This window comes from Enterococcus sp. DIV1059_2 (assembly GCF_051713685.1).
In the GTDB taxonomy this organism is placed as follows: domain Bacteria; phylum Bacillota; class Bacilli; order Lactobacillales; family Enterococcaceae; genus Enterococcus_D; species Enterococcus_D casseliflavus.
On record NZ_JBIOQK010000001.1, the window covers coordinates 75914 to 101070 of the forward strand.

Annotated in this window: 20 protein-coding genes; 15 read left to right on the forward strand and 5 right to left on the reverse strand. The window is 45.8% G+C overall.

Annotated elements, in window-relative coordinates; translation table 11 throughout:
• The first annotated feature begins 52 nt into the window (after positions 1-52).
• From IGI72_RS00365 to cydC, 5 genes are all read left to right on the forward strand, one after another.
• Complete coding sequence (locus IGI72_RS00365) at positions 53-1012, forward strand: helix-turn-helix domain-containing protein (protein WP_167822588.1); 960 nt, start codon at positions 53-55, stop codon at positions 1010-1012.
• A 187-nt stretch (positions 1013-1199) separates the two neighbouring features.
• A complete protein-coding gene (locus tag IGI72_RS00370; RefSeq protein WP_015508715.1) occupies positions 1200-2630 on the forward strand; it encodes a cytochrome ubiquinol oxidase subunit I in 1431 nt (476 codons plus the stop codon).
• Complete coding sequence (cydB, locus tag IGI72_RS00375) at positions 2627-3646, forward strand: cytochrome d ubiquinol oxidase subunit II (RefSeq protein ID WP_005226530.1); 1020 nt, start codon at positions 2627-2629, stop codon at positions 3644-3646. Before IGI72_RS00370 ends, cydB begins: the two co-directional genes overlap by 4 nt.
• Positions 3643-5364: a thiol reductant ABC exporter subunit CydD gene (gene cydD, locus IGI72_RS00380; RefSeq protein WP_005226535.1), complete on the forward strand. Its 1722-nt coding sequence runs from the start codon at positions 3643-3645 to the stop codon at positions 5362-5364. Before cydB ends, cydD begins: the two co-directional genes overlap by 4 nt.
• Positions 5357-7114, forward strand: coding sequence for a thiol reductant ABC exporter subunit CydC (gene cydC, locus IGI72_RS00385; protein WP_438752649.1), 1758 nt, complete (start codon positions 5357-5359; stop codon positions 7112-7114). The genes cydD and cydC overlap by 8 nt, the downstream gene beginning before the upstream one ends.
• A gap of 55 nt (positions 7115-7169) precedes the next feature.
• Here cydC and IGI72_RS00390 read toward each other — a convergent pair whose 3' ends face one another.
• On the reverse strand, positions 7170-8150 hold the full coding sequence (locus IGI72_RS00390) for a polyprenyl synthetase family protein (RefSeq protein ID WP_005226544.1): 981 nt from the start codon (positions 8148-8150) through the stop codon (positions 7170-7172).
• A 93-nt stretch (positions 8151-8243) separates the two neighbouring features.
• Here IGI72_RS00390 and IGI72_RS00395 point away from each other — a divergent pair, with 93 nt between their 5' ends.
• The 3 genes from IGI72_RS00395 to IGI72_RS00405 all read left to right on the forward strand — a co-directional run bounded on the left by IGI72_RS00395 (position 8244) and on the right by IGI72_RS00405 (position 11464).
• A complete protein-coding gene (locus tag IGI72_RS00395; protein ID WP_005226546.1) occupies positions 8244-9146 on the forward strand; it encodes a prenyltransferase in 903 nt (300 codons plus the stop codon).
• A gap of 31 nt (positions 9147-9177) precedes the next feature.
• Positions 9178-10386, forward strand: coding sequence for an NAD(P)/FAD-dependent oxidoreductase (locus tag IGI72_RS00400; protein WP_438752651.1), 1209 nt, complete (start codon positions 9178-9180; stop codon positions 10384-10386).
• 136 nt (positions 10387-10522) lie between these two features.
• Positions 10523-11464 (forward strand): FAD:protein FMN transferase, encoded by a 942-nt coding sequence (locus IGI72_RS00405; protein ID WP_010748520.1) that lies wholly within the window; start codon positions 10523-10525, stop codon positions 11462-11464.
• 62 nt (positions 11465-11526) lie between these two features.
• Here IGI72_RS00405 and IGI72_RS00410 read toward each other — a convergent pair whose 3' ends face one another.
• Complete coding sequence (locus IGI72_RS00410) at positions 11527-12441, reverse strand: LysR family transcriptional regulator (protein ID WP_010748521.1); 915 nt, start codon at positions 12439-12441, stop codon at positions 11527-11529.
• A 263-nt stretch (positions 12442-12704) separates the two neighbouring features.
• Here IGI72_RS00410 and IGI72_RS00415 point away from each other — a divergent pair, with 263 nt between their 5' ends.
• From IGI72_RS00415 to IGI72_RS00445, 7 genes are all read left to right on the forward strand, one after another.
• Entirely contained in the window at positions 12705-13310 is a 606-nt protein-coding gene (locus IGI72_RS00415; RefSeq protein ID WP_194193646.1) for an NADPH-dependent FMN reductase, read from the forward strand.
• A gap of 18 nt (positions 13311-13328) precedes the next feature.
• A complete protein-coding gene (locus tag IGI72_RS00420; RefSeq protein WP_086338876.1) occupies positions 13329-15755 on the forward strand; it encodes a flavocytochrome c in 2427 nt (808 codons plus the stop codon).
• Between the two features lie 90 nt (positions 15756-15845).
• Complete coding sequence (locus IGI72_RS00425) at positions 15846-17075, forward strand: L-lactate MFS transporter (protein WP_005226552.1); 1230 nt, start codon at positions 15846-15848, stop codon at positions 17073-17075.
• 221 nt (positions 17076-17296) lie between these two features.
• A complete protein-coding gene (locus IGI72_RS00430; protein ID WP_438752654.1) occupies positions 17297-19387 on the forward strand; it encodes an SH3 domain-containing protein in 2091 nt (696 codons plus the stop codon).
• Positions 19388-19628: 241 nt separating this feature from the next.
• The gene (locus tag IGI72_RS00435; protein WP_005226556.1) at positions 19629-20132 is read left to right on the forward strand and encodes a general stress protein; all 504 of its coding nucleotides are present in this window, start codon (positions 19629-19631) and stop codon (positions 20130-20132) included.
• A gap of 268 nt (positions 20133-20400) precedes the next feature.
• Positions 20401-20967 (forward strand): hypothetical protein, encoded by a 567-nt coding sequence (locus IGI72_RS00440; protein WP_015508723.1) that lies wholly within the window; start codon positions 20401-20403, stop codon positions 20965-20967.
• A gap of 290 nt (positions 20968-21257) precedes the next feature.
• A complete protein-coding gene (locus tag IGI72_RS00445; RefSeq protein ID WP_010748527.1) occupies positions 21258-21671 on the forward strand; it encodes a phosphate-starvation-inducible PsiE family protein in 414 nt (137 codons plus the stop codon).
• Positions 21672-21704: 33 nt separating this feature from the next.
• On the opposite strand, the gene IGI72_RS00450 is transcribed toward IGI72_RS00445, so the two are convergent.
• From IGI72_RS00450 to IGI72_RS00460, 3 genes are read right to left on the reverse strand one after another with little or no spacing between them, the layout of a single operon-like run.
• Entirely contained in the window at positions 21705-23576 is a 1872-nt protein-coding gene (locus IGI72_RS00450) for a fructose-1,6-bisphosphatase (protein ID WP_115231516.1), read from the reverse strand.
• Positions 23566-24384 carry a pyruvate, water dikinase regulatory protein gene (locus IGI72_RS00455; protein WP_005226564.1) on the reverse strand — a complete coding sequence of 273 codons (819 nt, stop codon included), beginning with the start codon at positions 24382-24384 and terminating at the stop codon, positions 23566-23568. The genes IGI72_RS00450 and IGI72_RS00455 overlap by 11 nt, the downstream gene beginning before the upstream one ends.
• A 12-nt stretch (positions 24385-24396) precedes the next feature.
• Positions 24397-25032, reverse strand: a complete 636-nt coding sequence (locus IGI72_RS00460; RefSeq protein ID WP_005232817.1) for a helix-turn-helix transcriptional regulator — start codon at positions 25030-25032, stop codon at positions 24397-24399.
• Between the last annotated feature and the right edge of the window lie 125 nt (positions 25033-25157).

The following is a 25157-nucleotide window of genomic DNA, read 5'->3' on the forward strand; positions in this document are numbered from 1 at the left end:
CTTCGGGAAAAACAACTGCTTATTTCAATATATTGAAAAAGAAGGTGAAAAAATGAACAATTATGGTGCGACAGTGAAAGAGCTTCGCAAAAGCAAAGGCTTGTTGTTGAAGGAATTAGTGGATGAACAATTGTCGATGTCTTTGTTATCGCAATTTGAAAATGGCAAAACGACGATTTCCTGCGAACGATTTCATCGTTTGCTAGATAAACTAGAAGTGAGTTTTGCCGAATTTCAGCTGCTACACACGGGGGAGCATCATTCGGAGGCTCAAAAGCTAATGGTTGACTATGTCCGTTCGATGGGGATCGAATCCATTGATGAAGTACCTAAATTAAAAAAGAAATATCAAAAGCTGACCACGTACTTTCAACAGCATTACTCCTTGGAGCTGGACCACTTCTTACAACTGATCCGTTTTGACTACTTGATGAAAGAGGAGCTTTTTAAAGGGGTGCCCATCGAGGAGGCTTACCTGAAACACAATTACTGTTTGGACTCTGCCAAGCATTACTTGCTGAATACCGATACATGGGGTGTTTATGAGCTGCGGCTGTTTGCCCGCGTAGCAATTTCGATGGAGCCAGCTTTGCTTTGGCGCTGCTTGACGATCGCCATCAAAAAGAGTCAGCGCTTTGCAAAAATTCCTGGCAATGAAGATATTTTGTACAACACGTTTGAGACGGTATTTTCTGTCTTTGCTGTTTTCGACGAGGCAAATTATGCGGAAAAGACCTTTCATTTATGGCGAGATCATGTTTATGAAAAAGAACACATTGAACAAGCGATCTTTATGCCGTTTTTTGAAGGCTGGACGCATCTATTAAAACAAAATAAGGCACAAGCGGCGGACTTGATGCAGCAAACGTTAGATCAGCTGGAAAGATTAGGCATGAAGAACACGTTTGCTATGTATCAATTATTAAGCACATCTGTATTGAAAGAAGAGTTTCCGGGGATTTTATTGAGTGATCCATTGCTTTCTGAAGGAACCCGTTTTGGCTGGGACTAGCTAGAATAAGCTGTATTCCGCTGATGAAAGCGCCTTATGTTTAAGAATCGGAGAGGAAGTGATTAAAAATCAGTAAATGCAAGCAATTTGCTTCTTTTTTACTGATTAGAGGAGTATATTCGAAGTTGGAATTTTTCTTTATTTAGAATTATTTTAATGTACTTTTTATGAAATAGGAGGATGTAGGATGGATATTGTGACACTAGCGCGAATCCAGTTTGCGATGACGACGATTTTTCACTTTTTCTTTGTACCGTTTTCGATCGGAACTGGTGTCGTCGTTGCAATTATGGAGACACTTTATGTGATCAAAAAAGATGAAAAATATCGCCGGATGACGAAGTTTTGGGGAAATATTTTTCTATTGAGTTTTGCTGTCGGGGTCGTGACAGGGATCATTCAAGAATTTCAATTTGGGATGAACTGGTCAGACTATTCTCGTTTTGTCGGGGATATTTTTGGTGCGCCCTTGGCTTTAGAAGCTTTGTTGGCGTTCTTCTTAGAATCGACGTTCTTAGGACTGTGGATCTTTACATGGGATCGGGTCAGTCCCAAGCTGCACGCCACCTTTTTCTGGTTGGTGACGCTAGGTTCGATGCTATCGGCGTTTTGGATCTTAGCTGCCAATAGTTTTATGCAGCATCCAGTGGGGTATACCTTGAACAATGGCCGGGCAGAAATGACTGACTTCGGTGCATTATTGGCAAATCCACAGGTGTGGTATGAGTTTTTACACGTGATCACCGCTGCCATCACGATGGGTGGGATCATTGTTGCTGGTTTATCTGCCTTTCGTCTATTGAAGAAAGACAAAGACATTGAACGTGATTTCTTCAAAAAATCAATGCGGATCGGTTTTGCGGTGGCATTGTTCGGTTCATTCACCGTCTTGCTAGCTGGGGATGAACAAATGAAATACTTGGTTGAAGAACAACCAATGAAATTTGCCGCAATGGAAGGGGCGTATGAAGATACTGGGAGTCCTGCGGCTTGGACCGTCGTTGCTTGGGCGAATGAAGCAGAACATCACCAAGTCTTCGGTGTTTCGATTCCCTATATGTTGAGTATCTTAGCCTTCAATGAACCCTTCGGCTCCATCGACGGGATGGATACGGTCAATCAGCAATTGATTGAAACCTACGGCGATCGTAATTACTACCCGCCGGTCAACACACTCTTTTGGAGCTTCCGGATCATGGCTGGTTTTGGTGCCTTGATGCTGTTGGTTTCTGGTCTGGGGTTGTATTTTACGCGTAAGAAGAAACCGTGGCTCTTTGAAAAACGCTGGTTGCTTTGGGTAGTGGCGATCACTTTGTTCACCCCATTTATTGCCAATACAGCTGGTTGGCTGATCACGGAGTTAGGACGTTACCCATGGACGGTTTACGGCTTGTTTACGATCGAAGATAGTGTGTCACCAAACGTTTCCGTGACCTCACTCTTGATCTCAAACATCGTTTACTTCCTCTTGTTCTCTGGCTTGGGCGGAACGATGGTCTATCTGGTGAAACGGGAAATGGATCATGGACCTGAAAAAGAAGCCTTCGGCGAAATCAGCCAAGGAGACAACCAAGAAGGGTACGAAGACCCATTTGATAAGGAGGCGTTTGAAGGATGACCGGTCTGCAATTACTATGGTTCACGTTGATTGGGCTTTTATTTTCTGGCTTCTTCTTCTTAGAAGGGTTTGACTTTGGTGTGGGGATGTCTGTGCAGACATTGGCCCACAATGAAGAGGAAAAAGACCAGATCGTTAAAACGATCGGGCCTGTCTGGGATGGCAATGAAGTGTGGCTATTGACCGCTGGCGGAGCGATGTTCGCCTCGTTTCCATACTGGTATGCTTCTTTGTTCAGCGGTTTTTATTTGATTTTGTTATTGATCTTAGTCGGGTTGATCATTCGCGGTGTTTCCTTTGAGTTTCGAGCAAACTTCCCGAAAGAACACAAAAACATTTGGAACTGGACGTTGACGATCGGCAGTACGATCGTACCGTTTTTCTTCGGTCTGATGTTTGTCAGCATGATCCAAGGAATGCCTTTGGGTGAAGATGGCAACATGACGGCAACCTTTACGGATTACGTCAATCCCTTTTCAATCGTTGGCGGGATCGCGTTGACCTTGTTGTGCTACTTGCACGGATTAAACTATATCGCTTTGAAAACGGAAGGTCCGATTCGGGCACGGGCACGCAACTATGCAAGTATTTTTTATGGCATCTTATATGCAGGCTTAGTCGTCTTTGCTGTGATGCTTTACTTCCAAACGGATTTCTTCGAGAATCATTTTGCGACAACGCTTGGTTTGTTGCTCGTGATCGTTGTACTGACACTGATTGCAAATATCGGCGTCTTTAAAGGCAAAGAAATGATGGCTTTCATTGCGAGCGGCTTGACGTTGATCGCTTTGGTGGCATTGATCTTCACAGGGTTATTCCCAAGAGTCTTGATTAGTTCGATCGATTCAAGCTATGACCTGTTGATCGCTGATGCGTCTTCAAGCCGCTACACATTGAAGATCATGAGTTATCTTTCACTGACGATCTTGCCTTTCGTCTTGGCCTATACGGCTTGGAGTTACTATATCTTTCGTAAACGGATCAGTCATACGGAGGCGTTGGAGGGGTATAAATGATTGATAAACAAATCATGAAGCTCCCAGGAATGAAACAACTTTTAGGGCTGCTTGCGGGACTTTCTTTCCTGCAGGCGCTCTTCATTATTGGGCAGGCGTATGGATTGGCACGTGCCATCACTGGCTTATGGGAAGGACGACCATTAGAGGAACAGTGGGGCTGGATTCTGCTGTTCTTTTGTTCGTTTATCGCCCGACAAGCCGTTATCTATTTCCGTTCCAAAAGACTTGATGATTACAGTTACCAGCAAGCCGCCGATCTGCGGGATCAATTGTTGGAGAAATTGTTTCGGGTCGGTCCTCAGATCGCACAACAGCAAGGGACGGGGAATGTAACAACGATGGTCTTGGAAGGGATCAACCAAGTCGAAAACTACTTGAAATTGATTCTTGCCAAAATCATGAATATGTCGATCATTCCTTGGGTCATTTTGGCACTCGTTTTTTATCTGGATTGGGAGTCGGGCTTGGTCTTGCTGTTGGTGTTCCCCTTGATCATCATTTTTATGATCATCTTGGGCTATGCCGCGCAAAGCAAAGCGGAAAAACAATACCGAACGTTTCAATTACTGTCCAATCATTTCATCGACTCCCTTCGAGGGATCGACACGCTGAAATTGTTTGGGGTCAGTAAAAAATATGGCAAGAGTATCTTTGCTTCCAGCGAACGGTTTCGGAAAGCGACGATGGCTTCATTAAAAGTCGGGATTTTATCGACCTTCGCCTTAGACTTTTTCACGACCTTATCGATTGCCGTCGTGGCAGTCTTGCTAGGCTTGCGGCTGATCAATGAAGGAATCTTGCTGTTTCCAGCGTTAACCATCTTGATTTTAGCACCAGAATACTTCTTGCCGATCCGCGACTTTTCCAGTGATTACCATGCAACCTTAGACGGAAAAAATGCGATGACTGCGGTGACGGAGATCTTGCATCAGCCCGAAGCCCAAGTACCGGCAGTAACGGTGCCTCGTTGGCAGGAAGACGCCCAGTTAACGATCGATCAGCTGGCGTTTTCCTACGAGGAAAAAGCGGCTTTGACGGATATCAACTTGAACGTGACTGGCTTCAAAAAGATCGGGATCATCGGTTTGAGCGGTTCTGGCAAGTCTACCTTGATCAATACCTTGAGTGGCTTTCTCGTGCCAGACAGTGGCGAGATCACTCTCGGAGGGGCGAAGACCACGGCCTTTCGCCAAGCAAGCTGGCAAGAACAGCTGATCTATATTCCGCAAAATCCTTATATCTATCGGTTGACCTTGCAGGAAAATGTCGCGTTTTATCAGCCGACAGCTACCAAAGAAGCCGTACTGAAAGCCATTGAAGTGGCAGGCTTGACTGAGCTTTTGGCGGAGCTGCCGCAAGGGTTGGACACGATGTTAGGAGAAGGGGAACGGCATCTAAGTGGCGGACAAGCCCAACGGATCGCTCTAGCCCGTGCCTTTTTAGACCAGCAACGAAAGATTCTTTTGTTTGATGAACCAACGGCTCATTTGGATATTGAAACCGAAGTTGCTTTAAAGGAACGGATGCTACCGCTGATGGAAAACCGTTTAGTCTTTTTTGCAACCCATCGCTTGCACTGGATGGAAGAAATGGATGAAATCATCGTGATGGATCAAGGAAGAATCGTGGAACAAGGAACCTTGGCACAACTGCAGCAAAAGCAAGGTGCTTTTACAGAACTAGTTAATGGAATGAGGAGGGAACAGCTTGAATAAAATCGGCTTATTGCGCTCATTGAAAACTGATACGTGGGTCAAGCCTTTCTTGTCAAAATACAAAAACGTTTTGGCGCTGGCCTTATTCCTAGGCTTCTTGACCTTTTTCTGTGGTGGGGCACTGATGTTTAATTCTGGGTACCTGATCAGCCGCTCGGCATCGATCCCAGAAAACATTCTATTGGTTTACATCCCCATCGTACTGACCCGAGCGTTTGGGATCGGCCGTCCAGTCTTTCGCTATTTGGAACGGTTGACCAGTCATAGCTGGGTCTTGCGCATGACCTCTAATTTACGATTGAAATTGTACAACGTAGTAGAAAAAGATGCGATCTTCTTTAAGCAAGCGCATCGCACAGGGGATATCTTGGGCTTATTGGCAGAAGATATCAACCATATTCAAAACCTGTATTTGCGGACGATCTTTCCTACCGTGATCGCTTGGATCTTGTATGCGTTCTTGATCATTGGACTCGGCTATTTTTCTTGGTGGTTTGCTTTGGTGATGCTGCTGCTATTAGGGATCATCGTCTTTGTCTTGCCGCTTTGGTCGGTGATCATCAACGGCGCGCGGCAAGAAAAGCAAAAACACATGAAAAACAACTTGTATACGACACTGACGGATAATGTATTAGGGGTTTCTGATTGGGTCTTCTCTCAAAGAGGCAGCGAGTACGTGGCTGCCCATAAGGAACTGGAAACGCAGTTGCGGGCGGTGGATGAACAGATGCTGTCCTTTGATCGCCGGCGTGATTTTCTTTTACAAAGCATCTTTGGAGTGATCGCTGTCGCATTGCTGCTTTGGACCAGCATTCGCTTTCCAGGTAACCACGGAGGAGCAGCCAACTGGATCGCTGCCTTTGTCCTGTGTGTCTTTCCTTTAGTTGATGCATTTGCGCCATTACCGTCTGCTGCTCAAGAAACCAATCGCTACAAAGACTCCATCGATCGCTTCAATGCATTGCCAGAAGAAAATCACCAAGTCTCCATGGAGCAACCGTCAGTACCTGAAGTGACGGGCCTCGTGTCGATCACAGTCAAGGACTTGCATTTTCAGTATCCTGAAGGCAAAGAAGTGCTTCATGGGTTGGATCTAACGATTCCTGCGCATCAAAAACTAGCGATCCTTGGTCGCAGCGGTTCTGGGAAAAGTACATTTGCCTCCTTGTTGCGAGGCGATCTGCAACCGACGCAAGGGTCGATCACCTTAAACGACGTGCCTGTGACGGCATTGAGTGAGTCGATCAGTGACTTGATCGGTGTCATCAATCAAAGTCCCTATCTTTTCCATACGACCGTCTTGAATAATATTCGGCTAGGCAATGAGTCGGCTTCGGAAGAAGAAGTCTGGCGCGTACTGGAGCAAGTCGGGTTGAAAGAAATGGTGGCAGCTTTGCCTAACGGCTTGGCGACGATGGTGGATGAAGCCGGCTTGCGTTTTTCTGGTGGAGAACGCCATCGTTTGGCCTTGGCGCGGATCTTGCTAAAAGATACTCCGATCATCTTATTGGATGAGCCAACCGTCGGCTTAGACCCGATCACGGAGCAAGGCGTGCTCGAAACCTTTTTCCAAGTGCTGGAGAACAAAACGATCATTTGGATCACCCACCACTTGCAAGGAATTTCGATGATGGACCGTGTGCTCTTTATTGAAGATGGTCAGTTGACCATGAGCGGAACACCTGCCGAATTGGCAGCAGAAAACAAACATTTTCAACACTTATTGGCCATTGACCAAGGACGACGATAAAAAAAGAGCGTCCATCAATCAGTGATGGACGCTTTTCTTCTCATTGCTCTATGGCTCAGTAATTGCGCTGCAAGAGCAGTTCAGTTAATGAACGAATTTTGGCTTTGCTAGGTGCTTCGGGCAGCAGATCGATGTCGTCTAAGGCTTTTTGCGTGTAGGTGACCGCGAAAGCGCGCGCTTTTTCAACACCGCCGTAACGGACGACAAGATCCGCAACTTCTTGGGCTTCTGCCAAGGAGAGTGCTGCTTTTTTATTCAAATAAGGAGCGAATGCAGCAGGTGCCTGTTCTTTGGCAAATAGCAGCGGTAAGGTATATACTCCTTGTGCCAAATCTTCTAGAATCGGTTTTTTCAAAGTGCCGCTATCAGAGGTGTAGTCGAGAATATCGTCGAATACTTGAAAGGCGATCCCGATGTTGCGACCGATCTCACCCGCCCGCTCTTGGTTTTCTGTGTCGAGGCCGCCAAAATGAGCGCCTTCGAGACAAGCGAGCCAAAACAGTTCAGCGGTTTTGCCGTTGATGCTTTGCAGATAGTCGTCAATCGATTCATGGATGTTGTAGCGAGTGTGCATTTGATCAAGTTCACCTAAAAGGAGTCGTTTCATGGCTTGTGCGTTGGTTTTTAAAAACGGGGAGCCATTCATACTTTCGATCAAAAGCTCAAAAAATTGGGTGAACAAAAGATCACCCGTGTAGACCGCGATATCCTTGCCGTATTTGGCTTGAACAGTGACTTGACTGCGCCGCAGCGGCGAATCGTCAATGATGTCGTCGTGGATCAAAGTGGCCATGTGTAAAATTTCTAGAGAAGCAGCAATTTTTGTTAATTGGTCGGTTTTTTTATAATGGGGATCGCCTAAGTCAGCAAACAAAAAAAAGAGCGCTGGCCGCAGCATTTTTCCACCTGAATAAGTAAAGTCGATCAAAACATCTTGTATCTCTTTGTTACGAACAGTAACGTGTTCTTCAATGATGGAACATACGGTTTTCAATCGTTGTTCGATCGTCGGATAATCGATCCAAAAGTCAAACATAGTATAACCCTTTCTAACAGTCATTCAGCCCTTATTCTAGCGTAAAGGGGCGTGATTGACTAGTTTAATGCACTCACTAAAGGAGGTGAAGTTGTGACGCTACCTGTATTTTTAGAACTTGTCGAATTTAAAGCAAAAACCGCCAGTATTTTGCCATTTTTCATTGGTGTCTGCTACAGCTGGTACAATTATCAAACGATTCATCTTGGCTATGTCCTATTGTATTTCATTGCCATGCTGATCTTCAATATGGCGGTGGATATTTTAGATAACTACAACGATTACCATCATGCCACAGAAGGGCATGATTACAAAGAAAAGACCAATATCATTGGTCGGGAACAGTTGTCTGTCAAATTGGTTTTTTGGTTGATGGTCTCCATGATCATCGTTTCCGCCGCCATGGGAATCGCCTTGGCAATGGTGGTTGGTTGGCCGCTCTTTTGGATGGGACTGTATTGTTACCTAGTCGGGATCTTTTATTCCTCTGGTCCACGGCCGCTTTCTAGTTTGCCTTTAGGCGAGTTCTTTTCTGGCTTTACGATGGGCTTTATGATCTCATTGATCTGTGTCTACCTTAATGCCTATCAAACCTTTGAATGGAACATTGCCACGATCGGCAGTATTTTCTTGATCTCATTACCCAACACATTATGGATCGCCAACTTGATGCTGGCAAACAACATTTGTGATCTGGAAGAGGATGAAAAAAATGAGCGCTATACGCTGGTGCATTACCTTGGTAAAGCCCGTGCGTTGAAATTATTTATCACAATGAACGTCTTGGCGTTTGTTGCGATCATTGCCTCAGTTGCCCTCAACATTGCGCCTTGGTCACTGGTTCTGACCTTTTTCGCGGCGCCCTTTGTCTGGCAACAGACAAAACGATTTATGCAAAAACAAATCAAAAGAGAGACCTTCATTTGTGCCGTTCGGATCCTTGCGGTCGGAGCATGCGTACAAGTGCTGAGTTTTGCGATTGGTTTGATTTTATAATTTTTACAGCAAAGAAAGGAAGTAAGGAAACATGAAGGAAGTTGTCATTTTAGGAGCAGGGTATGCTGGATTGCGAGCATTGCACGTATTGCAAGGAGCAAAAGAAGCGTTTCACATCACATTGATCGACAAAAACGATTATCATTATGAGGCAACCAATCTTCATGAAGTTGCGGCCGGTACGCAACCAAGAGACCGCATTTGCTATCCCATCAATGATGTCGTTCGTCCCCAAAAGACGAGCTTTGTTCAAAAGGAAGTGGCGTCGATCGATCGTAACCAGCAAGTGATCGTTTTTAAAGATCAATCCACGTGCACGTATGATTATTTGATCGTGGCATTAGGCTTTGAATCAGAATCATTTGGGATCCCTGGTGTCGAGGAGCATGCGTTGGAAATGGTGGATGTCGACTCCGCAGAAAACATCTATCATCATTTGTTGAAACAAATGAAGGCATACAAAGAAACACAAAATCCTGACTACCTAAAAATCGTTGTCTGCGGTGCTGGTTTCACTGGAATCGAATTGCTAGGTTCATTGGTGGAAAACCGTAAAACCTTCGCGAAAGCAGCAGGTGTCAAACCAGAAGACATCAAACTGTACTGTGTCGAAGCAGTGACTCGTTTATTACCGATGTTTGATGAAAAACTATCGGATTACGGGATCAAAAATCTCGTTAAATGGGGCGTAAACTTCCTGACTGGTAAACCCATCAAAGCAATCAAACCAGGTGTCGTTGTCTATCAAAATGATGCCGATACAGGAGCAACAGCAGAATTATCAGCCAAAACCATCGTTTGGACCACAGGCGTCAGCGGCAGCCATGTGATGGCTGAATCGGACTTTTCTGCTCGTCGTGGTCGCGTGATGGTCAATCAAGACCTAACAGACCCTGATCATAGTAACGTCTATGTTGTCGGTGATGTTTCAGCAGTCATGGACCCAGCGACCAATCGCCCGTATCCAACAACGGCTCAAATCGCTTTGAAGATGGGGCAGCATGCAGGTAAAAATATCTTACGTCAAATGAACGGGGAAAAACCAGCAGATTTCCACTTTGAATCATTAGGTTCAGTGGCGTCGATCGGCAATACCCATGCCTTTGGCTTAGTAGGGAAAATGGGCATCAAAGGCTATCCCGCTTCCGTGGTGAAAAAAGCCATTATGGACCGTTCCTTGTACCAAACCGGTGGGGTCAAAGAAGTATTGGCGAAAGGCCGCTTCGACTTTTATCATTGAGCAATAGAAACAGCAGACTGCGAGGGTGACCTCGCAGTTTTTTTTCAAAAAAAGCAGCAGCGGTATCCCGCAGACTACTTTTTTCTCCCAGAAACTGCTATGATAGCCAAAAGAACAGAACAAAGGAGCAAGGACAATGCCAGAAGGCCAACGAGTGTTACAGGGAATGGGAACGGTGATCACGATTTGGGTGCAGCATGAAACCCCAGAAGTGATCTTAGAGGAAGCAGCCAAAAGAGCTGCGGCCTTTGAACAGCGTTTTAGTGCCAATGACCCGACGTCTGAGTTGATGCAGATCAATCAGCAGGCAGGACAAGGAGCGATCGCTGCCACACAGGAATTGTTTGAATTGATCGCACTAGGGAAAGCCCATAGCGTACCCAAAGATAGCTACTTAAATATTGCCATCGGTCCTTTGGTGCAGGAATGGCGGATCGGGTTCCAAGATGCTCATCTACCAACGCCTGAGAAAATCGCGGAGCTGCTGCCAAAGACTGATCCTGCCAAGATCATTTTGGATGAAACGCTGCAGACCGTCGGGTTAGCTGCTGGCATGAAGCTTGATCTAGGGGCTGTGGCAAAAGGATATTTTGCTGATTTGTTGATGACCTATTTCAAACAGGTTGGTGTCACAGCCGCTTTGATCGATCTTGGAGGCAATGTGGTGACTTACGGCGATGCCCCAAGCCATCAAGATGGCTATTGGCGGATCGGGATCCAAAACCCTTTCTTACCAAGAGGGAATTTTGTCGCAGCGTTGAAGGTTCGTAATCAATCAGTCGTTACATCAGGGATCTATGAACGAACCTATCAGGTAGCGGGCAAGACCTATCATCATATTTTTGATCGAGATACGGGCTATCCGTTAGAGTCAGCCATTGCCAGTGTCACGATTCTCTCCGACCAATCGGTTGATGGAGAGATTTGGACGACCCGCTTGTTCGGCAAAGAGCCACAAGCCATCTTGCAGGAGCTGGCGCCGTTAGAAGGAATCACTGGGTTAGTCATTACCAAACATGGAGAGTTGATCTATCCGCAAGAATTAGCCCGTTTGATCGAAACGCCAACAGCAGAATGAAAACAAGCAGCGATCACCTAGGAATATAGGTGGTGGCTGCTTGTTTTTTTGTAAAAAGAAAGCTAGACGTGTTGCAAAAAGGTCTCGATCAAGTCGGCTTCGCTGTTTGACAATGCCCGTTCGGCTTGATGGGCAATAAAATAGGTGAGGGACAAGAGTTCCTCTGGCATCGGATAAAGATTAAAAGGGGTCGCAGTCGCTGCTTGCAGCACGCTTTCGGGTACGATCGCAATCCCAAGGTTGTTTTCTGCCAATGCTGCTGCTGTATAAATATTGCTGCTTTCTATGAGCACGGTCGCCTCTACTTTGTATTTTTGCAGCAATTGATCGATTTGACGCCGAATCGCCGAGCCGCTAGCGGTCAAAATCAACGGACTTTGCAGCAAGTCTTTGACTGCCAATGAATCAGGTGCTAAATACCGCTTCTCTGGTTGATACAGGGGAGAACAAGGCGGAATGATCGCTAGATACCGTTCTTGATTGGTACTGTGGACCGTTAGATTCGGTGCGATCGTCTCAGGATTTTGTCCGATAAAAAAGTCCAGCTGCCCATTCAACAGTCGTTTTTCATTGTGTTTGGGCAGGTCTTCCCGCAAGAAAAAGTGCACGTTGGGATAGTGTTCATAATATGCAGGTAAAAAGAGTGGCAGCAGATAGGAACCAAGGCTGGGCAAGATGCCTAAGCGCAAAGAACGCTTCTCGGTCGCGGTATACCAAGACAGCCGACTTTTCAATTTGGCAGACTCTGTTTCCAAGGTTTCCAGATATTGATAATAGATTTTACCAGCTTCCGTCAGTTGAAAATGACCCGGCTGCCGATTGATGATGGGGGTCCCTAGCTCTTGTTCGGCACGTTTCACGGTTTGTGTCAAGTAAGGCTGTGAGATGTAGAGGTCTTTGGCGGCTTTGGTATAGTTGCTATGTTTTAGCAAGGTATCGAGGTATTGCAGCATCAGATGGGAATCTTTAAGTGCCATTGCGTGGTCCTCCTAGTCATTTTTCTTATTATAACAAATTTGTTATCGATGGATAATTAAATAAATATTTCACAAAAAAAGAATTCAGTCGTACACTAAATGGGTACTTGGGGAAGATTTTTTTGTTTAGGAAGAAGCCTTTCATCTCAGTAGGTCTTAAAAAACAACTTGAGAAACGATTGAAAAAAGAAATCAAAGCCAATGGTCAAAAACTTTTTATTTATTGTTAAATGTTAAATTATTCACAATTAGGAGAGATGATAATGAAATTGATTGGAATCGTAGGAACCAACTCGACGCGTTCGACCAACCGTCGCTTACTGCAATTTATTCAAAACCATTTTAGTGACCAAGCGGAGATCGAACTTTGCGAAATCAGTGATCTGCCAGCATTTAATGAACCAGAAGATCGGACGGCACCAGCGGCAGTTCAAGCCTTGTCAGAGAAGATCGAAGCAGCCGATGGGGTGATCATCAGTACACCAGAATACGATCACTCGATCCCAGCGGTGCTAAAAAGCATGATTGAATGGCTTTCTTATACGACGCGGCCTTTGATCGATAAACCAGTGATGATCACGGGTGCTTCTCTTGGTGCATTAGGTTCATCGAGAGCCCAAGCCCACTTGCGTCAGATCTTAGATGCACCAGAAGTAAAAGCTCGAATCATGCCGAGTGCGGAATTTTTATTAGGGCACTCCATGCAAGCCTTCGATGAACAAGGAAACTTGATCGATAGCGAAAAAGTTGCCGAACTAGAAGATTGTTTCAATGAATTTGTCTTGTTTGTCGAAATCACGAACCGTCTGGTCAGTGAATATTCAACGGCTAAAGAACGAGCAAAGAAATTTTCGTGGGAACAAGCATAAGAAAGAGAGGAACCAGTCATGAAATTTGTCGGCCTAATCGGAACGAACGCCAAAAAATCCACCAATCGCCAATTAGTGGCGTTTATGCAGCGAGAATTTGCTGCCCTAGCAGAAATTGAACTACTGGAAATCAAGGATGTTCCAATGTTCAATGAAACACAAGATCAAACCAATAGTGAAGTGATTCAACGGTTAAATAGCAAGATTTTAGCAGCCGATGGGGTGATCATTGCGACACCAGAGCATAACCATTCGATTCCTTCCGCATTGAAAAGCGTCTTGGAATGGCTCTCCTTCAATCTCCATCCCTTTGATGGCAAACCAGTGATGATCGTCGGTGCATCCTACGATGTACAAGGCTCTTCGCGAGCACAGCTTCATTTGCGCCAAATCCTTGATGCACCGGGTGTCAATGCGACAGTCATGCCAGGAAATGAGTTCTTGTTGGGACGTGCGCATCAAGCCTTTGATGAACAAGGCAATTTAAAAGATCAACGAACGGTCGATTTTTTGGAAAGCTGTTTCCGCAAGTTTGTTCGGTTTACGGAAGTCGCTAATTTGTTGAACGTACCAGAAGAAGTCGTTTATGAGCCTGGCGAATACACCGTCACAGCACCAGGACATAACGGGGATCTACCAATGGTCGTCAAATTGAGTGAAGAACGGATCGAAGCTATCGATATCGATACTTCTGGTGAATCCGAAGGGATCGCTGATGTCGTTTTCGTACGGATTCCTCAAGAGATCATTGAAGGGCAAACCTTAAATGTCGATGCGATCTCTGGTGCTTCGGTTACTAGTAACGGTGTCGTTGATGGCGTAGCAAAAGCCGTGAAAATGGCTGGTGCGAACCCAGATGTCTTGCGCAAACGGCCAAAAGCCGCCAGTGCTTTGCAAACAGAAGATGAAACGTATACCACCGATGTCGTTGTCGTAGGTGGTGGCGGCGCGGGTCTGAGTGCGGCTGCCAGTGTGCTGCAAGCCAATAAAGACGTGATCTTAGTAGAAAAATTCCCAGCGATCGGTGGCAATACTGTACGTACTGGCGGACCGATGAATGCCGCGGATCCAAAATGGCAAAACGGCTTTTCCGCATTGCCTGGCGAACGCAGTGCTTTAGAAGAAGTGCTGACGATCGATGAGCAAGAGATCGATGCAGAATACTTACCAGACTTCAAAGCTTTGAAGGCACAAATCACTGCGTATCTTTCAGAAACGACGCCAGAAAAAGAATACTTGTTTGATTCTGCTTTGTGGCATCGAATTCAAACCTATTTAGGCGGAAAACGCAAAGATTTGAATGGTCAACCGATCTATGGAAAATACGAGCTAGTGAAGATCTTGACGGATCAAGCATTGGACTCAGTGAAATGGCTAGAAGAAATCGGCGTAGAATTTGATATGAACAATGTCGATATGCCAGTAGGAGCGAAATGGCGCCGAGGACATAAACCAGTCAAAAACGAAGGGTATGCCTTTGTCTCTGCTTTGCATCAATTCGTGAAAGAACATGGGGGAACGATCTTAACCGATACGCCTGTCAAAGAATTATTGATCGAAGATGGCAAGGTTACTGGAATCATCGGGGAAGGCCGTAACGGTCAAAAAGTCACGATCCATGCCAAAGCAGTGATTTTAGCTTCTGGTGGGTTCGGAGCGAATACGAAAATGTTGAAACAATACAATACCTATTGGACAGAGATCGAAGACGATATCAAAACGTCAAATTCACCAGCGATCACTGGTGACGGGATCAAACTAGGGGAAAGTGCTGGCGCGGACCTTGTTGGCATGGGCTTTTCGCAAATGATGCCCGTATCTGATCCAAACACAGGGGCTTTGTTCAGTGGCCTGCAAGTGCCACCTGCTAACTTTGTGATGGTCAATCAAAAGGGTGAACGCTTTGTCAATGAATACGAAAGTCGCGATGTATTGACCCAAGCGGCGATCGATAATGGCGGATTGTTCTATTTGATCGCGGATGAAGAGATCAAGAAAACCGCTTATAACACGAGCCAAGAAAAAATCGATAAGCAAGTAGCTGCTGGTACGCTGTTCCGCAGTGAGACCTTAGCTGGCCTGGCAGAGCAGATCAATGTTGATCCAGCCGTCTTAGAGGCGACCGTTGCGAAATACAACAGCTATGTGGATGCTGGGAAGGACCCAGAGTTTGGCAAGGATGTCTTCGACTTGAAAGTGGAAAAAGCGCCTTTCTATGCCACACCAAGAAAACCAGCGGTTCACCACACGATGGGGGGATTGAAGATCGATCCGCAAACCCATGTGTTGACGAAGGAAGATCAAATCATTGAAGGGCTGTATGCAGCAGGGGAAGTTGCTGGGGGGATCCATGCTGGCAATCGCTTAGGCGGCAACTCGTTGACAGACATCTTTACTTTTGGCCGAATTGCTGGAAAAACAGCAGTCGCAGAACATCTCGAATAAAAAGCCTTGCGCGTTGTGTCTCGACACGCGCGCTAGCTTTTGAAAAAACATGTGAATAAAGTAACATGCTTAAAGCAAAGGAGAGAAAAAATGGAAACAAAAATCAATCGCTGGCTGATTCTGATCGCTTCGACCGCGGTATTGCTGTGTACGGGCGCCGTTTACGCCTTTAGTGTTTTTGCAGGACCTCTTAGTCAATTAAAAGGCTGGTCCATGGAAGAGATCATGTTAGCCTTTACCATCAATGCCGCAGTTGGCCCGATTACCATGATTTTGGGTGGTTTGCTGACAGACCGAGGAGCCGCTAGATGGGTCATCGCTGGTGGAGGCGTGTTGTTCGGAGCGGGCTTCTTCCTGACGGGATTGGTCAACTCACCCGCCATGCTTTACCTGACTTATGGAGTCTTTGCTGGTTTAGGGCAAGGCTTTGCCTATTCGGCTTGTTTAAGCAATACGATTAGGCTATTCCCAGATAAACGGGGACTGGCTTCTGGCTTGATCACAGCAGGTATGGGTGGGGCAGCGATTATTGCCGCACCGATTGCGAATCGTTTGATCGAATCACAAGATGTACTAGCAGCGTTTCGGATTTTAGGGATCGCCTATATCGTGATCGTCTTAGTGGCTAGTCTGTTTATTCGCAAGGCACCAGAAGATTATCGCCCAGCAGGTTGGCAACCAGCGGCGCAAGGAAAAAATGGCCCACAAATCAATCTGAATTGGTTGGACATGCTAAAGACACCAACCTTCTACTTGATTATCGTTATGTTAGGGGCAGGTGCTTTCTCAGGTTTGATGATTGCTTCTAACGCATCAGTGATCGGGCAAAGTATGTTCGGTTTGACGGCAGCCGCCGCTGCTTTTTATGTCAGCTTGTACTCATTGAGCAACTGTTTTGGTCGTGTCCTTTGGGGCACCGTTTCTGATAAAATTGGTCGAACGAATACGTTGATGATCATCTATGGCGTGGTGGCATTGTCCTTATTCCTATTGACACTTGGTCAAACAACCGTGATCTTCACTGTCGGGATCATCGGTTTAGGACTGTGCTTCGGGGGCGTGATGGGGGTTTTCCCATCGATCGTTATGGAAAATTACGGACCGATCAATCAAGGGGTCAACTATGGAATCGTCTTTATTGGTTATTCTACGGCGGCATTCTTTGGGCCTAGAGTGGCAGCAGCAATCGCTGAAAGTAACCAAGGAGATTATACAAAAGCCTTTTATACAGCAATTTTCTTGGCGGTTTTTGGGCTCGTTCTCAACATTGGCTATGCGATGCTGAAAAAAGCCAAAAAGCCCGCACCTGTTATTAAATAACAATTCAACCAAAGCAGTCTTTTTGATAAAGGCTGCTTTTTTGGTGCCAAAACCACTCTTTTTTCTTTTTTTAAAACAGAGGATTGGCGGATGAAGCAAAAGAGAAAACTGTTTCATAGCAAGAAATTATCTCGTTGAGTTCACTGTTTTTTCATCTTAACCCCCCATTTTTTAATAAATCGTGTTACAATAAAAAAAGGCTAATACGACGGAGGGATTAAATGACAATTCGTAAAGAACGACGCCGCTTAGAAAAGCGCTTGAAGCGCACACAATATACCCAAAAAAGTATTACGATGGCTACTACTTTAGTAGCGGGATCAACGTTTATCCCGACCTTAGGGCATGCGGCTGAAACGGCAACGACAGAAACTAGCAATGACCTCAAGGTCGTTGAACAAACAACAAACACTACACCAGAAACCGACAGCACACCGGTTGAGGAAACGACAGCACCTGTTGTGACCGAAGAAACTTCGGAAACGACGGAGGAGTCAGGGACTAAAGCAGTCACTGAGGGATCAGAAACAGCGACGACAGAAAGCACAACAGTCGCTAGTGATGAAGTCTTAGAAGCAGATGAAGTACCATCAGCCCTTTCGGATTTGACCAGTCGGGCATTATTTTCACGGGCAACGATCGATCCGGCTGCCTTTATCAGTCAGATTTGCGGCTATGCAACGGAAGTAGCGGCAGCAAACGATCTGTATGCCTCTGTCATGATGGCACAAGCGATTTTGGAATCTGGCTGGGGCGCATCAACTTTGACGACCACGGCCAACAATATGTTTGGGATCAAAGGTAGCTATAATGGTCAATACGTGACAATGGATACGTATGAAGATGATGGTTCAGGCAATTATTATTTGATCAGCGCCAAGTTTCGGAAATACCCATCATTAAAAGAGTCTTTTGAAGACAATGCGTATGTGTTGCGCAACACGAGTTTTTCTAGCGGCAACTACTATTACAGCGGTGCGTGGAAAAGCAATACGACCTCTTACACGCAAGCGACCGCTTGGCTGCAAGGGCGGTATGCAACCGATACTTCTTATGCCAGCAAATTAAACAATTTGATCAGTACGTATAATTTAACGCAATATGACACTGGCAGCTCAAATGCAGGCGGCGGCAATAGCAATGAAACGATCGTCAGTGATGAAACAGCGATCAATCAGCAAATGAAAACCACGTCATCCATGAATATTCGTTCGGATGCCTCCACCAGTGCCTCTATTACTGGTTCGTTAGCAGCCAATACGACGTTTACGGCAACGGCGACCAAAACGGGCACCAGCGTCAACGGCAACACCACGTGGTATAAAATTTCTGGCAAAGGCTGGGTCAGCGGTGCATATTTGACGAAGGTTTCGACCGATTCTTCAAATAGCAATAGCGGATCAGGCAACACCGGTTCAGACAATAGCAATTCTGGCACGACGATCAACAAAAAAATGAAGACGACGGAAGCGATGAATATTCGTTCCAGCGCTTCTACTAGCGGATCAGTGGTAGGATCACTTAGCAAAGGCACGACCTTTACAGCCACTTCTATGAAAACCGGCACATCAGTCAACGGCAACAAAAATTGGTACTATGTCTCTGGCAAAGGTTGGGTCAGCGGTGCCTACCTTACTGAAGTGACCAACAATAATGCTTCTGAAGCAGAAAAAGAAGACAACAGTTCAAGCATCAATCAAAAAATGAAGACGACGGCCGCATTGAATGTCCGCTCGGATGCTTCTACCAGCAGCCGTGTCGTGACGACGCTTGGTCAAGGGGTGACCGTTACCGTGACAGCGAAAAAGAACGGTACTTCAGTGGAAGGCAATAAAACGTGGTACTACGTTTCTGGCAAAGGTTGGGTCAGTGGTGCCTACTTGACAACAACCAGCAGCTCTTCCAATAACAGCGGTTCAACGACGACAAATCAGAAAATGAAAACCACCGAGATTTTAAATGTTCGTTCCGATGCTTCTACCAGCAGCAGTATTACTGGTTCTTTAAGTAAAGGGGCAACCGTCACGGTTACCGCAACAAAAACCGGGACGACCGTCAATGGCACGAACAAATGGTATTATGTTTCTGGCAAAGGCTGGGTCAGCGGTGCCTACTTGACAGCTGCTAGCAGTGGGTCTTCTAATACGAATACCAGCAGTAGTTCAACGAAGACGCACACGGTGAAATCAGGTGACAGCCTATGGTCACTGGCACAAAAATACAATACCAGCATCAGCCAAATCGCATCATGGAACAAGATCAACAGCAGCTATACGATCTATGTCGGGCAAAAGTTGATCGTTTCCAAATAATAAGCAAAAGCAACCGCGTGTATGCCATTGGCTCACGCGGTTTTTTATGCTGGATCAAGCGTTCACTAAGCTGCTAGCGGTTTATCAAGAAACTACTTGTTTTTCGTAAGCGCAATCAAACTATTTGGTCAATCATAGAACCCTGCGTTAGAATGAAAGAAGCAATAGAAATTGCTAGTTTTAAAAGAATTGCTTCAGAACCAGAACAATCGAAGCGTACACAAAATAAGGAGGATTTCACATGCACAACAGAAACCTAACGATTATTGGCAGTTACGACACTCGAACAGAAGTATTACCGGTTATTGAGCAATTGACAAACGAAGGCTATGGCAAAGACGATATCGTGCTGTATGCGAATCAAACAGTCATCGATCAATTTGGGTTAGAATCCATCGATGATGTGGAAGTGGAGCATGCTGCTAGTGAAGACGAAGATCGTTCGCTTTGGGAAAAAATCAAAGATGCGTTTTCTTTTGGCGATTCAGATCACAGAGACGATGAACATGATCCATTATACGGCTACCGAGATGACATCGAACGAGACAAACTCGTTGTCGGCGTCTACGATTATCAGCCGATGGACAAAATAACGGATCGTGATGCAGATACTGAGCCAATCATCGATCAACCGTTACCAGGTGAAACAGCGATGCCCGATGAGTCCGTTCATCCAACACCGCGCATGGGAGACAGTGATATTGAAGCACCGATCCATGACCCGAATCATCTGCGAAACTTATAAGTAAAAGAATTTCTTAAGTAAAGGAACTATTAAAGCCAGAGGAACGAGCATCTGTCGCACCTGCCAACCCTTAGTGAAGGGATGGGCCCGCAGGTGATCGACCGTCGCCCTCGGGCTTTTTTTGTTGCGCAACGGGCATTCATGTCTTTGTCATCTTTGAAAATAAAACTTAATTTGTTGACGATTGCTTTTTTTTGTATAATATAAGAATGAGATAGATCATTGACGGAAGGTCCAACCATATTTTTGGGAAAGGATGGGGAGTGCGATGAAATTCAAGTTCAATATGCAGTCGGCATTAGTCAGTTGTTTTGTTGCGGTTTTTTTGAGTGTGGCGATCAATCAAGATGCCAATGCCTTTGTTGCCGCGCCCTTTGTTCGAGATTCTTCCAGTAGTTCCTCCGAGCCACCTTACCAGACCGCAAGCAGCAGTATCGAAGAAACCTCTGATTCCAGTCAGATTTTTTATGAAGCCAGTGTTAGTTCGTATACACCGTCTTCAACGACTAGTCGCTCGATCGAAGCGTCGACAAATGAAGGCACGTCTGTTTCTGTAAGCGAAGTAGAGACAGAGCCTAGCGTCAGTACTTCTGCAAGTAGCGAAAGCAGTTCGAGTACCGCGCCGAGTGGCGGCTCAACGACCACCAGCGATACCTCCAGCAGTAGCGCTAGCAGCAGTTCTTCAAGCTCTTCGTCTACGAGTTCGACCAGTACTACAACAAGCAGCTCCAGCAGTGAAACGACTGAACCGTCTTCGGAAACCTCCAATAGCGATGACGAAGCTGCGGAAGATACGAGTGAAAACGTTGATCTAACAGTCGAAGGGGTCAACTGATCCCAGTTTATAAGGAAAACCAGTCCAATCCAAAGGCACCATTTCAGCTAGGCTTTATGCCTAGCTTTTTTATTTGCTTGTGTGAAGGAATCACGCCCGGCCATTGCCATAAACAGGCTTTTTCGTGGCTGCGTCCCCATAAAGCAGCTATCCCTTTTGACTAGTGAAAAAAGCGACTACCCTCAGTCCTGCGTGTTTATTTCCTTCCTTCCTAAAAAAAGCTGCACTTGCAAGCATATCGTAAAGTGATTTTGAACAGTTTCGCTATAATAAGTGCGAGGAGGGGTGTTATGGGAAAGTATTTTAAGCACTTCGAAAAAATGATTAGTGTGATTGTTGATATTATGTTAGGACTGTTGGTTCTGTTGGTTTTGGTGGTGATGGCGGAAGCGATCTACAAAATCGTTGTCCATGTGATCCCGCTGCATGAAGTCAGTGATCTTTCCTTATTGATCGAAGAGATCGCGACATTGTTTATTTTACTGGAAATTATTTTGATGTTATTGCGTTACGTAAAAGAAGGTCACCATATTCCGGTGCGTTACTTGATTTTGATCAGTATTACAGCAATTTTAAGAGAGCTGCTTTTGGCACAAGGAAAAGGGTTAGAAACGCTCTTTTTGGCCTTAGCGATCTTGGTCTTGATCATTGTGCTGCAGGCGTTGGAAAAACTCAAAGCCTTTCATAGTTCTAAAGGACTGTAAAAAAAATCATCCGATTGGTTGACGAATGACTCGTCAAGGGATCGGATGATTTTTTAATTCTTCAAAAAGCACTCGGCTTTCTTGCTGCAGCCGCTTGCCGATATCTGTTTGCCCTACCGTTGTTCTTTCCGTTTGCCGCACGACGATTTTTTTCTGAGTGACGATGTCACGTCGCTGCTGGATGGCTTGCTGGCGATCTGTAAAGGGTTGATGGGCTGCTAAGGTCATGCCGAAGGAATTTGACAACAGCGTGTAACCGGCAATGCCTGTGACGGATTGATAGGAGCGAGAGAGTCCGCCATCGATCACCAATAAACGACCATTTGCCTTGATGGGCGTCTCACCTTTACGCACTTTCACAGGGGTGTGGCCATTGATGATGTGGCCTGTCGGCGGCAGACCGAAGGCAGCTAGGACACGGCAGCAGAAGTCTTCGTTTTCCCTTAAAGAATAATAGGCATTTTTTTGTTCCGTATGGGTGTTGCGATCTGCTATAAAGTAGCGCTCAAAGGTTTTCATGGCTTTTTTGCCGAAGAGGGAAGAGCCTTCGCCGCACCAAAGATACCAGATCATATCGGTGGCAAGGTCTGTTTGCTTTTCTGGTTGGGCAAAGCTTTCCTGCAAACATTGCTGAAAAAAGTCCATCAACGCTTTGCCTGCTAAGGGCTGCTGCTGGAAAGTAAAGGCCAGGAAATCGCCGTTTTCCTGACAAGGCAGGCAGCCGTGATACAGCAGGTTGTCGTTGAAGCGCTGGTACAAGGTGCCATGCTCAACTAAAAAGCGCATATGCGCAGCTAAGCGGGGCGAGCGTTGAAATTGGCTCAGCAAATCTTGCAGTACCTCATGTTCTTCTGCTGTCAAACGGTAAGGATCATCGGGATCTACTAGTTGAAAACAGCCGTTGATCAAAGGATAGGTCTGGTCTAGCTGGATTTGTTGCCGATCTTGAGACAAGCGATGCAACAAGCAGCGCTCTGCCATCGCAAATGCTGGACGCCGCTGGATCACGGCTGCTTCGACTTTGAATTGGATGATGGCAAACGCCTGTTGCAAAAGCATGGCTGCTTTTTTTTGCTGGCTTGATAAAGGGTCCACTGTTTTTTGCGGATAAAAGCCTTCATTTTCTGTGTAATATTTTTGACTAAAAGCCAGTGCTTTTGATAGATCGATCCCATAACCATCTTGTAATAATGCCAGATTGCCGTAGCGAGCAGCGATGCGGATCGTATTGGCCAAACAGGGCAGCGAGCCGCAAAAGCTGCCGATCCACAAAATATCATGGTTGCCTAGCTGAATATCCAGTGAGGGCAAAGTCATCAAGCGATCGACGATTTTGTCTGGCGCTGGTCCGCGATCATAAATATCGCCTAAGACGTGGAGATGATCCACTACGAAGCGCTGAATCAAGTACGCCAGTTCTTGGCAAAAAAGCGGGGCTGCCTCTAATTCAATGATCTTATCAAAAATCGCCCGATAGTAAGCTTCTTTATTGAAGTCAGCATCATATTGGTACAACAGTTCTTCTAAGATATAAGCAAAAGAAGACGGCAGTGCTTTGCGTACCTTAGAGCGTGTGTATTTACTGGAAGTAAAGCGGGCAACTTTTACTAGCTGTGCCATCTTTAAGCGCCAATCGGCAGGGGTCCATGCCTGTTCTTGTAATAGCTCCTCTGGATAATAAATGACAAAACAAAGTTCGGTCTGTTCTTCTTTCGTCAAGACGCCAGTAAACAAAATCTCGACTTTTTCTCGGATACTGCCAGAACCATTCCGCAAAATATGGTCAAAGGCATCGTATTCACCATGCAGATCGCTGACAAAGTGCTCGGTGGCTTTCGGCAGCTGCTGGATGGCTTCCAAGTTGATGATCTCGGTCAGGTTTGCCAAGGCGTCTTTATTGAACATGGGCCTGTTCTTTGGCTTGTTCTTCAATCAGCATCGCGCTTTCTTCAATGGAACGTTTGCTGACATCGATCACCGGAATGTTCAGCTTTTTGAACCATTCATTCGCGTAAGCTAATTCTGCTTCGATTCGTTCACAATTGGTGTAATGGGTCTCTTCTTTTAAGCCCAATGAATGCATTCGGGATCGCCGAATCTCGGTAAGGGATTCTGGATTCGTGGTCAAACCGACCATTTTCCGCGGGTCGACTTGGTGCACTTCGGCTGGCAAAGCAACTTCAGGAATCAAAGGCAGATTTGCCACTTTGTAGCCGCGGTTTGCCATGTATAAACTCAATGGTGTCTTCGAGGTTCGCGAAACCCCTAAGAGGACAAAGTCAGCATCGAGAAATCCCCGTGGGTCTTTGCCGTCGTCGTATTTCACCGCAAATTCCATCGCTGCCACCCGGCTGAAATATGCTTGGTTCAAGCGATGCAAGGCACCAGGCTCTTGGACGGCTTCTACACCGAATGTTTTTTCCAGCATCGTGGTCAAGGGCGACATAAAGTCGACATACTGCAAACCAGTCCGCTTGGCAAAGGCATCAACAAAGGCGACTAATTCTTTATTGACTAAGGTGGTAACGACGATCGATTTGTCTAGCAAGGCATCTTTGAGGATCTCGCCTAAGCTCTCTTCATCATTAGTAAAGGGAAAGAGCTGGATGTCTGAAAGGTCGATCGTGGGAAACTGCGCGGAAACGGCTGCGATCAGCTTTTGTGCCGTTTCGCCTACGGAATCTGAAATCAAATATATTCGAACGTTCTTCATTGTTTTTGCCCCCTAAAAGTGTGTGTTGTCACTGTCATTGCCTGCTTGAATAAAGTAATTCATCAGCCGTGTCTTCGTGATTTTGCCGATGACTTTTTTTGGTTCCTGCGGATCGACCACAGGCAAGGTATCGACTTCATGTCGCCCTAACAACGTACCAGCCGTCAAAATCGTTTCTTCGGGTGTGATGGTCACGATGTTTGGCATGCGAGTCATGATCATCGCTACAGGTGTTTTTTCTGGTGCGGCATTGCTGATCGCAAAGCGCAGTAGGTCTTTGCGGGAGAGGACCCCAATCAGCTCGTCTTGGTCATTTTTGACATAGAGGGAACCGACATCGTACATAAACAAAGTCGTGACCGCTTCATAAACGGAGACCGTTTGTGAGATCAGCAACGGCGGGATCATGACTTCTGCAACTTTGGTATGATAGAGTTTTTCGAAAAGCAAAGGCTCAACGGTTTGTCCTGTATAGAAATAGCCGACTTTCGGTCGGGCGTCTAATAAACCGGTCATGGTCAAAATCGATAAGTCATTCCGCAAGGTTGCGCGGCTCAAGCCCAACTGCTTCGCAATGGTCTCCCCACTGATCGGCTGATGCTCTTTGACGATCTCAATGATTTTCATTTGTCTTTGGCTTAATTCCAATGTGTCACCTTCTTTCTTTTATGTGCTATGCTATTGATTATATGATTTTCCGAATAAAAAGGCAATCCTTCTCTTTTAAAAAGGATAAATCCCTGAAAAGTTTTCTTTTTTCAGCTTGACGATTA